Raw genomic sequence first — 12,284 nt, 5'->3', positions numbered from 1 at the left:
TTATTCCTTATTCTGACTTAAATAGAACTCAGCAAGCGCTAAATCTTCAGGCTGAGTAATCTTAAAATTATCTGAGCGCCCAGCCACTAAAGCCGGCGATAAACCTTTCCATTCAAAGGCTGAAGCTTCATCAGTAATTGAAGCGCCATGTTGCAACGCCTCACTTAATGCCTTCCACAGAGGCTTTGCTCTGAACATTTGCGGCGTAAGTGCATGCCATAAATCCGCTCGCTCAACGGTATGCTCGATCTGCCCTTGAGCACCTCGCTTCATCGTGTCACGAACTGGAGCCGCTAAAATAGCCCCGACATCATGGCTCATCGCGCCGGAAATTAGCTTGTCGATATCACTTAGCTGAACACACGGCCTTGCCGCATCGTGAACCATTACCCAATCACTAAGCTGCTGCTCAGCGATATAGTTTAGCGCAGAGAGTACAGAGTCTGCTCTCTCGCTTCCGCCTGACACTCTGATCACTTGTGGATTCTGGTTGAGTGCTAGCTCAGGGTAGTATGGGTCATCATCACTGATCGCAACGACAATTTGAGCGACTTGAGGGTGAGACAGTAATTTCTCAACGGTGTGCTCTAAAATTGTTTTGCCGTGAATCTCGAGGTATTGCTTAGGGCGGTCTGCCTTCATTCGGCTACCGACGCCCGCTGCAGGTACAACAGCAATCACGCTTTGAAGTTGAGTCGACATTAATGGGATTCCTCACCAATGATGCGATAAAACGTTTCGCCTTCTTTGACCATTCCAAGCTCATGACGTGCGCGTTCTTCTATCGCGTCTAAGCCTTGGCGTAGATCGTCAATTTCAGCAAACATTTCTGCATTTCGAATATGCAGCTTTTCATTCACTTGCTGTTGAACTTGGATTTCGTTGTTCACACCGTAGTAATCAGAAATACCATTTTTACCGAGCCACAGTGTGTGTTGTAGCCAGCCAAACACTATGAGCAGTACTAAAGCAAAAATTCGCATAACACCTTTCGCCGGTTGAAAAAGAAGGAACTAGAATAAGGCACATATATACCATAATGAGCTTATTGGTGCGAGATATGTGGTGTCAGGGAATCAATAAGTCGGGGAATTATTGTCGGGATAGGTAAGGACAACAATGAGATTCCCTACTCCTTCCTTCGTCAGTCTAGGGAATGACGAACTTTCGGTATCAAAAAGAAAGCTATATAACCTAGAGCTTCTTTTCTTCACCTTTTTGCAGACAAAAAAATGCCCCGCATAAGCGAGGCATTTAAAAGCATTAGTGCATAATTCTAACTAGTTGGTGCTGTAGCAAGGCAACAAAGAAGATTCAGCTATGGAGCATAGTTTCCTATGTGACTTAGTGAATCTTCTGCAGTTAACGCAGCTACAGTGCCAAATAGGACGAATTATTGACCTTTAACTTCTTTAAGACCGTTGTAAGGAGCTTTAGAACCTAGAGCTTCTTCGATACGGATAAGTTGGTTGTACTTAGCAACACGGTCAGAACGGCTCATAGAACCAGTTTTGATTTGACCTGCAGCTGTACCTACCGCTAGATCAGCGATAGTTGCATCTTCAGTTTCGCCAGAACGGTGAGAGATTACTGCAGTGTAGCCAGCGTCTTTAGCCATCTTGATAGCAGCTAGAGTCTCTGTTAGAGAACCGATTTGGTTGAACTTGATAAGGATAGAGTTAGCTACGCCTTTCTCGATACCTTCAGCAAGAATCTTAGTGTTTGTAACGAACAGATCGTCACCAACGATTTGAAGCTTGTCGCCTAGAAGTTCAGTTTGGTGCTTGAAGCCATCCCAATCTGACTCGTCAAGACCGTCTTCGATAGAAACGATTGGGAAGTTGTTCGCTAGCTCAGCTAGGTAGTGGTTGAACTCTTCAGAAGTGAAAGTTTTACCTTCGCCCTTCATGTTGTAGATGCCAGCTTCTTTGTCGAAGAACTCAGATGCTGCACAGTCCATAGCAAGAGTAACGTCTTTACCTAGTTCGTAACCAGCAGCTGCAACAGCTTCTGCGATAACTTCTAGAGCTTCAGCGTTAGACTTAAGGTTAGGAGCGAAACCACCTTCATCACCAACTGCAGTGCTGTAGCCTTTAGACTTAAGAACTTTAGCTAGGTTGTGGAATACTTCAGCGCCGATACGTAGACCTTCTTTAAGAGTTTTAGCGCCAACTGGTTGGATCATGAACTCTTGGATGTCAACGTTGTTATCTGCGTGCTCACCACCGTTGATGATGTTCATCATTGGTAGAGGCATAGAGAACTGACCAGCAGTACCGTTTAGCTCAGCGATGTGCTCGTATAGAGGCATGCCTTTCGCAGCAGCAGCAGCTTTTGCGTTAGCTAGAGATACAGCTAGGATAGCGTTCGCGCCGAACTTAGACTTGTTATCAGTACCGTCTAGGTCAAGCATGATTTGGTCAACGTCAGCTTGTGCTTTAGCGTCAGTACCAACTAGAGCTTCAGCGATTGGGCCGTTTACAGCTTCAATAGCTTTAAGAACACCTTTACCTAGGAAACGTGATTTGTCGCCGTCACGTAGCTCAAGAGCTTCGCGAGAACCAGTAGATGCGCCAGATGGAGCAGCAGCCATACCTACGAAACCGCCTTCTAGGTGTACTTCAGCTTCTACAGTTGGGTTACCACGTGAATCGATGATTTCACGACCTAGAACTTTAACGATCTTAGACATTGAATGTTTCCTTCTCGTTGAATATATAAATGTCAAATTTAAAGGTAGCAGCACAACTTACGCAGCTACCTGTATTCCTTTTTACTTTTCTAACTCGCCGCGCTGGAACTCACCAGCCGCTTTAACGAAACCTGCAAACAATGGGTGACCATCGCGAGGTGTTGAAGTGAACTCTGGGTGGAATTGAGCAGCAACAAACCATGGGTGGTTCGGGTTCTCAATAACTTCAACCAGTTTCTTGTCCGCAGATAGACCCGATACTTTTAGGCCCGCTTTTTCGATTTGTGGACGAAGATTGTTGTTTACTTCGTAACGGTGACGGTGACGTTCATGGATCGTCGCGCTACCGTATAATTCGTAAGCTTTAGTCCCTTTCGCTAGGTGACAAAGCTGTGAACCAAGACGCATTGTGCCGCCTAGGTCAGATGATTCTGTACGCTCTTCAACTTTACCTTCGCCATCAGTCCACTCAGTGATAAGACCAACTACTGGGTACTTAGTTTCAGTACAGAATTCAGAAGAGTGTGCCCCTTCCATTTTCGCAACGTTACGAGCGTACTCGATAAGCGCTACTTGCATACCTAGACAGATACCTAAGTACGGTACTTTGTTTTCACGAGCGTATTGAGCAGCAAGAATCTTACCTTCAACACCACGGTCACCAAAGCCACCAGGAACTAGGATTGCATCTAGGCCTTCTAAAACTTCTACACCACGAGACTCAACGTCTTGTGAATCTACGTATTTAATATTAACGCTTAGGCGGTTTTTCAAGCCTGCGTGTTTTAGCGCTTCATTTACTGATTTGTATGCATCTGGTAGTTCAATGTACTTACCAACCATACCAATCGTCACTTCACCCGTTGGGTTAGCTTCTTCGTAAATTACTTGTTCCCATTCAGACAGATCTGCTTCTGGAGCTGTGATGCCGAAACGCTTACATACAAGTTCATCAGTGCCTTGAGCTTTAATAAGCTGAGGGATCTTGTAGATAGAGTCAACATCGCGCATAGAAATAACTGCATTTTCTTGCACATTACAGAACAGAGCAATTTTCTTACGCTCGTTCGAAGGAATGTTGCGGTCTGAACGACAAACTAGGATGTCTGGCTGAATACCAATAGACAGCAACTCTTTTACAGAGTGTTGCGTCGGCTTAGTTTTCACTTCGCCCGCAGCTGCTAGGTATGGCACTAGAGTAAGGTGCATGAACATTGCGCGTTCACGGCCTAGTTCGACTGCTAGCTGACGAATCGCTTCCATGAATGGTAGAGATTCGATATCACCAACCGTACCACCAACTTCAACGATCGCGATATCGTGGCCAGCTGCGCCAGAAATTACACGCTCTTTGATAGAGTTAGTGATGTGTGGGATAACCTGAATAGTTGCACCTAGGTAATCACCGCGACGCTCTTTAGCGAGTACGTCTGAGTAAACACGACCTGCAGTGAAGTTGTTACGCTTAGTCATCTTGGTGCGAATGAATCGCTCATAGTGACCAAGGTCAAGGTCAGTTTCAGCGCCATCTTCCGTAACGAACACTTCACCGTGCTGAGTCGGGCTCATAGTGCCTGGATCAACGTTGATGTAAGGGTCAAGCTTCATCATAGTCACTTTAAGACCACGAGCTTCTAAAATAGCCGCAAGAGATGCTGCAGCAATACCTTTACCTAGAGAGGATACAACCCCGCCAGTAACAAAAATGTAATTTGTCGTCATGTTTAACCTGAAATTGGTTGAATGAGGGAAATGGACTACTTCTGGACGGGATGAAAATATACCAGAAGCCCCTTATCGCCACAACGTGAAATCTATCACACTGCTATTTTTTATTTTTTGCTTCAAATCAATTCATGATAAAAGCTTTGGTTATCTTTTCTCCGCCACTTTGACTTCATCCCACATGGAATCAAGCTGTTGTAGTGAAAAATCGGTCAAAATTTTATCTTGCTGACGAACTTTTTGTTCCACCCCTTTAAAGCGACGTGAGAACTTCAGATTGGCTTTATTTAAAGCCGACTCTGGATTTTTACCCAAATGTCGCACCAAATTGACCGTCGCAAACAGCAAATCACCCAACTCTTCTTCAACCAAATCTTCATTTGGCGTGACTTGAAACGCTTCTTCTAGCACCTCATCGACTTCCTCTAAAACCTTATTAGCCACTGGGCCAATAGAGTCCCAATCGAAGCCATATTTCGCTACCTGTTTTTGAATCTTTGTAGCACGAGAAAGCGCGGGTAGAGAGTTTGGTATTGAGTCTAGAATACTTTCTTGAGTTTTGCCTGCCTGTGCTTTTTCTTTGGCTTTTTCAGCTTCCCAGTTGGCATTAATTTCTTCATCATTGGCAAACTCGGTATCAGAAAATACATGAGGATGACGGCGCGTTAGCTTCTCATTGATGCCATCAACCACATCAGAAAACTCAAACAGCCCCTGCTCTTTCGCGAGCTGACTGTAGAAAATCACCTGAAACAGCAGGTCACCTAGCTCTTCTTGTAGGTTCGGCCAATCTTTGTTGTAAATCGCGTCCACCACCTCATAAGTTTCTTCGATAGTATGCGGCACAATTGTTTCAAAATTTTGTTTCAAATCCCAAGGACAACCACCTTCAGGATCGCGCAGCTTAGCCATAATCTGTTCAAGTTGTTCAATCGGGTGGTTCATCGTTTTCTTCCTATTCACTGTCTTTGATTTTCAAATTTAATACTTCTGTTAAAACTAAAAAAGGCGAGCAGCTAAAACCACTCACCTTTCTTGATACTGTCTAATTCTCTAAATAATTGAAACTGTGGCTAGGCGACAAGCAAGCGAGACTCCTGAGCATAGCTTGCCTATGTGATTGAGCGAGTGCGCGCAGTCAACAACGCCATCAGCTTCAAGTATGACGAGAATTTTAGCCCAAGCGTTTGACGCTCATTACATCTTTGATTTGCTCGACTCGGCTGGTCACGCGACTCAAGATTTCAATATTGGTCACTTCCAAATCGAAATCCATTACCGATAGCTGACGTTTATAGTCGATGCGGCTCTTCATTGTCGTCACGCTGATCTTCTCGTTCGAGAACAGTGAGGTGATGTCTTTCAGCAAGCCATTACGCTCCAGTGCTTCAACACGCAGCGTTAGGATGTAAGAACCGACGAAGCCATTGCCCCAGACTGTATCAATAATACGCTCTGGTGCGTGCAGGCTTAGCTCACTCAACTGTTCACAGTCAGCACGGTGAACTGAGATACCACGACCTTGAGTAATGTAACCTTTAATCACATCACCAGGGATTGGCTGACAGCAACGAGCTAGGTGCGTCATTAAGTTATCAACGCCCTCAACCACTACCGCGTCTTTCTTTGGACGACTCTGTTGTGCTGGCTTGTTTTCCGACTCAAGCAGTTTCTCTAGCGCTTTCTTGTCTTCCTCTTCCGCCGTAGGCTTGTTGACCAACGCATTGATGTGATTGACCACTTGGTTAATGCGCAAATCGCCACTGCCGATACCAGCATAAAGCTCATCTGGCGTGTTGACGTTAAAGCGTCTTAGCGCGTATTGGTCTGCATCTTTTAAGGTTGCACCGACTTTCGCTAGTTCAACCTCAAGGATGTCACGACCCGCTTCGAGGTTCTTCTCTCGGCTTTGCGCACGGAACCAAGCATTGATCTTGGCTCGAGCACGACCAGAATGAACAAAACCTGTGGTTGGGTTCAGCCAATCACGAGATGGGTTCGGCTCTTTCTGAGTGATAATTTCAACCTGATCACCCATCGATAATTTATGAGTGAATGGGACGATACGGCCTGCTACTTTGGCACCGATACAGCGGTGTCCAACCATCGAGTGGATGTGGTAAGCGAAATCCAACGGGGTTGCACCCATAGGTAAATCGACCACATCACCGCGCGGTGTAAAGGCATATACGCGATCATCGAATACTTGGCTACGAACTTCATCCAGCATCTCGCCAGAATCCGACATCTCTTCTTGCCAATCGATAAGTTTACGCAACCAAGTGATTTTCTCGTCGTAACCACTGCGTCCACTCGAAGTGCCTTCTTTGTACTTCCAATGCGCAGCCACACCCAACTCAGAGTCTTCGTGCATTTGCTTGGTACGGATCTGAATCTCAATGGTCTTGCCTTCAGGGCCAAGAACCACGGTGTGAATAGACTGGTAACCATTCGGCTTAGGGTTCGCCACATAGTCATCAAATTCACTTGGCAGATGTTTGTATTTGGTATGAACCACACCTAAGCCGGCATAGCAGTCTTGAAGCTGGTCGGCGATGATACGTACCGCACGCACGTCAAAGAGCTCATCGAAGTCCAAGCCTTTCTTCTGCATTTTACGCCAGATGCTGTAGATGTGTTTTGGTCGACCGCTCACTTCCGCATTGATGCTTGAACGCTTCATTTCAGCCGTTAAGTCGTCAACGAAATCGGTGATGTATTGTTCACGTACGATACGACGCTCAGACAGCTGTTTAGCTATCTGCTTGTAGGTGTCTGGCTGTTGGTAGCGGAATGCGTAATCTTCGATTTCCCACTTAAGCTGACCAATACCTAAACGGTTAGCGAGCGGAGCATAGATGTTAGAACACTCTTTAGCTGCCGCGCGACGTACAGCATCAGGCGCTTTTTTCACCTCAATAAGATTACAAATTCGCTCAGCGAGTTTGATGACTACGCAACGGAAGTCATCCACCATCGCCAATAGCATGCGGCGAACGTTATCAACTTGACCCGAGGCAGCGCTGCCTTCAAGAGTCACGTTTAACTGGCCAAGGGCCGCCATTTCTTCAACGCCATCAATCAACTTTACGGTTTCTTTACCGTAGCTCTCTTCAAACGCTTCGCGCTCAAAAACGCCGCTTGAGACGACGGGGAAAAGTTGTGCTGCAATTAAAGTGGCACGGTCCATGGACAGCGTAACCAAGATTTCGATCATCTCGCGGCCACGCCAAAGCAACAGCGACGCTTGCTCGTGATCTTTTAATAGCTCTTCACAGTGACGATAAACTTTGATCAGTTTATTCGAGGTTTTTGCGTCTTGATTCAGTGACGCAATCCAACTTTCTAGCTCAAACTGCTCGCTTGGGTTTAAATGTGCGCTTCGTACCGCAACCATCATGCCTTCCTAGTTATTATGTTTTATACCCAATTCAATATGACTAACTGGTTCCAAGTTAGTTCGACCATATTGATATCAGCGCAAGTTTCCCTGCGCCTTTGTGATTCATTTTTAAGCCTTATTTAGAGGCCTCTAAGCCTTGATAAAGAGAGCCATCGATTCGAGATGACTGGTATGGGGGAACATGTCCAACATACCAAGCTTGGCTAATTGATAGCCTTGTTTTTCTAAGCTCTCAGAATCTCTAGCTAGAGTAGCAGGATTACACGAAACATAAACCACACGCTTCGCTCCCAACGCTGAAATTTGATCAACGATCCCACTCGCTCCCGCACGTGCTGGGTCAAGCAATACTTTCTCGAATTTATCTTTTGCCCAAGGCTGTGAAGATAAGTCTTCTTCAAGATTAGCTTGGTAAAACTCGGTATTGCTTAACTGGTTTAACGCTGCGTTAGATGTGGCTTGCTGAACCATTTCATCAACGCCTTCTACACCAACCACAAACGCCGATTGTTTTGCGATAGGTAAGCTGAAGTTACCTAGACCACAAAACAGGTCTAGCACTCGCTCATCCGCTTGAGGTTCTAGCCACTCAATCGCTTGAGCCACCATCTGTTGGTTCACTTTCTGATTGACTTGGATAAAGTGGTTTGGCTCAAAAGGTAAAGTCACGCCAGTTTCGCTATAGGCTGGTGCATCACCAACTAAACGAACCAACTTATCGGTTTCAGGCATTGAGTACAGCGTCGCGCCTTCTTCTTTTGCTAACGCTATCAGCGCTTGTTCATCTTTTTCAACCAAAGGCTTAAGGTGACGTAGCACCATAACAGGACCAGTATCGCCCAATACCAATTCAACGTGTCCTAAAGACGTAAGGCTGTTGAAAGTGTTGAGTAAATTTTTCAGTTTTGGCAGCAATACATTAAGGCGAGGATCAAGCACGGCACAGTCGGTGATGTTTTCAATCTGCTTACTCTGCTTCTTACGGAAACCGAATTGAAGCTGCTGTGTCTTCTTATCAACAAATAGGCTGATACGTGCGCGACGTCGATAACCGGTTTCATCACCAATAATAGGTTGTGCAACTTCAGTATTAGCCGTTTGGTATTGGCTCATCAGGTGCGTCAGAGATTGCGATTTATGCTCAACCTGAGAAGAATAACCGAGATGCTGAAGGTGACAACCACCACACTGATTAAAGTGTTTACAAAATGGCTTTAAACGCTGCTCGCTCGGCTTCAACAATTTGATGAGCTTTGCTCGCGAAAACTTACTTTTGCTCTCAGTAAGTTGAATGACCACCTGCTCACCTGGCAATGCGCCATCAATGAAAACCGGTTTATTCTTCTGATAAGCGATGCCAGCGCCATTGTGATCCATTCGTTCAACCAAAACCGATTGATGCTTGGTCTCGAGTTGAGTTTTCTTTTTTGGTTGGAAAAAACGTGCCATTGCTTGTGCCTAATGTATCTTTTAATAAGTAATTGGTATCCAGGACTCACTATTATGTCTTGGAATCATTGTCGAACGTCACGGCTTTGATTAAGCTTACCGTTCACTTAACCGCCATTGTGTGCGTTATTTTCCCATATCCAGACCTCGATGTAATTAAAGAACATGACCAGATATGGCTTAAGAGCCCGTGTAATTACCTTAACTCTAGCTCCAACCCTGATTATTGGGTTGCTATTGAGTGCATTTTTCTCATTTAACCGCTATCAAGACCTTGAGGGGCAAGTGGTTAACACTGGTACTAGCATCATTGAGCCACTTGCGATTGCGAGTGAATCAGGCATGAAGCTCGAAAGTCGAGAGTCTGTTCGTCAGCTTATTAGCTATGCGCATCGAAAGAATTCTAAGCTGGTGCGTAGTATCGCGGTGTTTGATGAACGTCATGAATTGTTTGTAACCTCAAACTTCCACCCCGACTTTGAAAGCCTGACTTATCCAAAAGATAAACCGATTCCGCATTTAAGTTCTTCTGATTTACTCGATAACACACTGATTCTGCGGACACCGATCATCGCCGAAGGCCAATATATCAACTCAGCCAACGGTCAGTCTCAAGCCAACCAAGCGATCGGCTATATTGCAATAGAGTTAGATCTGTCATCACTTCGATTACAGCAATATCAAGAAGTGTTCTCTGCCTTCTTAGTTCTGATTCTCGGGCTTGGTTTATCGGGCGTGTTTGCGTTCCGCTTAATGCACGATGTGACTCAACCGATCACACACATGAAAAACATGGTCGACCGAATTCGTCGAGGCCACCTAGATGTACGTATCGAAGGCAAAATGCATGGTGAGCTAGACTCACTGAAAAACGGCATCAATGCGATGGCGGTATCGTTGTCAGAGTATCACGTCGAGATGCAGCACAGTATCGACCAAGCCACATCAGACTTGCGAGAAACCCTTGAGCAATTAGAGATTCAAAACGTTGAGTTAGACATAGCGAAGAAACGAGCTCAAGAAGCAGCTCGTGTTAAGTCTGAATTCCTGGCGAATATGTCTCACGAACTAAGAACACCTCTGAATGGTGTGATTGGCTTCACTCGTCAAATGCTTAAGACTCACCTATCGAACAGCCAAACCGATTACCTACAAACCATTGAACGCTCGGCAAACAACCTGCTTAGCATCATCAACGATATCTTGGACTTCTCGAAACTTGAAGCCGGTAAATTAGCCCTAGAGAACATCCCATTTGAGTTCCAAGCCAGCCTTGAAGAGGTAGTAAACCTTCAAGCAACCAACGCTCATGAGAAAGGCCTAGAGCTGACACTGAAGATCGATCCTAAAGTGCCGCCAGGCGTGGTGGGCGATCCACTGCGTATTCAACAGATCCTGACCAACCTAGTCGGCAACTCAATCAAGTTTACCGAGCGCGGCAACATTGATATCAGCGTTGAGCTTCGCTCACAAAGCGAAGACAACATTGAGCTGCAATTCATGGTTCGCGATACGGGTATTGGTATTTCGGAGCGTCAACAAGCTCAGCTGTTCCAAGCCTTCAGCCAAGCCGACGCAAGTATCTCTCGTCGTTATGGTGGTACAGGCTTAGGTCTAGTTATAACCCAAAAACTGGTCAGCCAAATGGGCGGAGAGATCAGCCTAACCAGTCGTCTACATCAAGGGTCAACCTTCTGGTTTACGTTGAGACTATCAACGACTGATATGCCAATGACAGAGCTGATTGAGACTCAGTGTCTACAAGACAAACAACTGCTGCTGATCGAACCAAACATGCAAGCGGCATCGATTACTCAGCAAATCCTAACTCAAGAAGGCTTAGTGGTAACGTATCGTTCAGTAATGCCAGACGAGACCACCTCGTATGACTACGTTTTGCTTAACCTAGCCGCCAACCAAGAATATCAATTTGATACCGTGAGTGGTTGGGCAATTGGTGCGAAGAAGATTGCCCAAAACGTGATTATTGGTACACCAAGTACCGAGCTAGCGTTGGGTGAGCAACTAATGAAAGAGGTCGATGTTCAATGCATCACTAAACCTCTTTCTCGCAAGAAGTTACTGCAAACTCTGGTATCGAATCAGGCGCCAACCTTGATTGCACCAGCGATTGAAACACACTCAGAAGAGAAGCTTCCGCTTACTGTATTGGCGGTCGACGACAACCCTGCCAACCTTAAACTGATCACTGCGTTGCTAAAAGAACGTGTAGAAACCGTCATCAGTTGTACCAGTGGTCAGCAGGCGATAGACAAGGCGACAGATACTCAATTTGATATCATCTTCATGGATATTCAAATGCCACAGATGGACGGTGTGACGGCTTGTAAGAACATTAAGAAGCTAGCTAATAATGCGAACACACCTGTGATTGCCGTGACCGCGCATGCAATGATTGGCGAACGTGACCGACTACTCGAAGCAGGCATGGATGACTATCTAACCAAACCCATTGAAGAGCATGTTTTACAGCAGGTACTGATTCATTGGAGCCCAACCTCTGAGGTTGAGCACATCGAAAAAATAGATCCAGACCACCCTGCTGTTTCTGCTGAAATCGATAACGGTCCAGTGTCAGAAACTGAAGCCAGCGTGCACAAAAACATCATCATTGATTGGCAAGCTGCGATGAGACAAGCCGCCAATAAAGAAGACCTCGCACGCGATATGCTGCAAATGCTTGTCGACTTTATTCCGGAGGTTTATGAGGCAGCAAACAAAGCGATAGAAGACAGTGGCTACCCAGTTGAAGAGCTGATACACATTATCCACAAGATGCATGGCAGCAGTTCGTACAGTGGCGTACCAAGGCTAAAGTCGGTATGTGCGACGATAGAGAAAGAGCTGCGTTCTGGTACTTCTGTTGAAGACATTGAGCCGGAGCTTTTCGAGCTTCAAGATGAGCTAGATAAGGTTCAAGCGACGGCCATTCACTACTTGAAACCAACTAGTGACTAGATTGATTTAGCCTCAAACTCAAGGCAATAAAAAAGC

Annotated in this window: 8 protein-coding genes; 1 reads left to right on the top strand and 7 read right to left on the bottom strand. The window is 45.6% G+C overall.

From position 1 onward, the window contains the following. The 7 genes from ispD to rlmD all read right to left on the bottom strand — a co-directional run bounded on the left by ispD (nt 1) and on the right by rlmD (nt 9,269). Complete coding sequence (gene ispD / locus CWO08_RS19905) at nt 1-702, bottom strand: 2-C-methyl-D-erythritol 4-phosphate cytidylyltransferase (RefSeq protein ID WP_107899450.1); 702 nt, start codon at nt 700-702, stop codon at nt 1-3. After that, entirely contained in the window at nt 702-983 is a 282-nt protein-coding gene (gene ftsB, locus CWO08_RS19900) for a cell division protein FtsB (RefSeq protein ID WP_010435786.1), read from the bottom strand. Before ftsB ends, ispD begins: the two co-directional genes overlap by 1 nt. Nucleotides 984-1,393: 410 nt before the next feature. Next, nucleotides 1,394-2,692: a phosphopyruvate hydratase gene (gene eno / locus CWO08_RS19895; RefSeq protein ID WP_017059033.1), complete on the bottom strand. Its 1,299-nt coding sequence runs from the start codon at nt 2,690-2,692 to the stop codon at nt 1,394-1,396. 81 nt (nt 2,693-2,773) lie between these two features. Next, a complete protein-coding gene (locus tag CWO08_RS19890; protein WP_017629586.1) occupies nt 2,774-4,414 on the bottom strand; it encodes a CTP synthase in 1,641 nt (546 codons plus the stop codon). A 150-nt stretch (nt 4,415-4,564) separates the two neighbouring features. Further along, the gene (mazG, locus tag CWO08_RS19885; RefSeq protein WP_108020968.1) at nt 4,565-5,362 is read right to left on the bottom strand and encodes a nucleoside triphosphate pyrophosphohydrolase; all 798 of its coding nucleotides are present in this window, start codon (nt 5,360-5,362) and stop codon (nt 4,565-4,567) included. A 229-nt stretch (nt 5,363-5,591) separates the two neighbouring features. After that, nucleotides 5,592-7,814: a GTP diphosphokinase gene (relA, locus tag CWO08_RS19880; RefSeq protein WP_108020967.1), complete on the bottom strand. Its 2,223-nt coding sequence runs from the start codon at nt 7,812-7,814 to the stop codon at nt 5,592-5,594. A 135-nt stretch (nt 7,815-7,949) separates the two neighbouring features. Continuing rightward, nucleotides 7,950-9,269: a 23S rRNA (uracil(1939)-C(5))-methyltransferase RlmD gene (gene rlmD / locus CWO08_RS19875; protein WP_108020966.1), complete on the bottom strand. Its 1,320-nt coding sequence runs from the start codon at nt 9,267-9,269 to the stop codon at nt 7,950-7,952. Between the two features lie 165 nt (nt 9,270-9,434). Between rlmD and barA the strand changes: the two genes are divergently transcribed. Then, nucleotides 9,435-12,248, top strand: coding sequence for a two-component sensor histidine kinase BarA (gene barA / locus CWO08_RS19865; protein ID WP_108020965.1), 2,814 nt, complete (start codon nt 9,435-9,437; stop codon nt 12,246-12,248). Nucleotides 12,249-12,284: the final 36 nt, after the last annotated feature.

The sequence above is a fragment of the Vibrio sp. 10N.286.48.B8 genome (assembly GCF_003050085.1).
In the GTDB taxonomy this organism is placed as follows: Bacteria; Pseudomonadota; Gammaproteobacteria; order Enterobacterales; family Vibrionaceae; genus Vibrio; species Vibrio crassostreae.
This window is presented reverse-complemented; position numbering and strand designations above follow the sequence as displayed.

Coding starts and splice junctions, on each gene's coding strand:
- ispD (WP_107899450.1), bottom strand. CDS start 702: ATGTCGACTCAACTTCAAAGCGTGATTGCTGTTGTACCTGCAGCGGGC.
- ftsB (WP_010435786.1), bottom strand. CDS start 983: ATGCGAATTTTTGCTTTAGTACTGCTCATAGTGTTTGGCTGGCTACAA.
- eno (WP_017059033.1), bottom strand. CDS start 2,692: ATGTCTAAGATCGTTAAAGTTCTAGGTCGTGAAATCATCGATTCACGT.
- CWO08_RS19890 (WP_017629586.1), bottom strand. CDS start 4,414: ATGACGACAAATTACATTTTTGTTACTGGCGGGGTTGTATCCTCTCTA.
- mazG (WP_108020968.1), bottom strand. CDS start 5,362: ATGAACCACCCGATTGAACAACTTGAACAGATTATGGCTAAGCTGCGC.
- relA (WP_108020967.1), bottom strand. CDS start 7,814: ATGGTTGCGGTACGAAGCGCACATTTAAACCCAAGCGAGCAGTTTGAG.
- rlmD (WP_108020966.1), bottom strand. CDS start 9,269: ATGGCACGTTTTTTCCAACCAAAAAAGAAAACTCAACTCGAGACCAAG.
- barA (WP_108020965.1), top strand. CDS start 9,435: ATGACCAGATATGGCTTAAGAGCCCGTGTAATTACCTTAACTCTAGCT.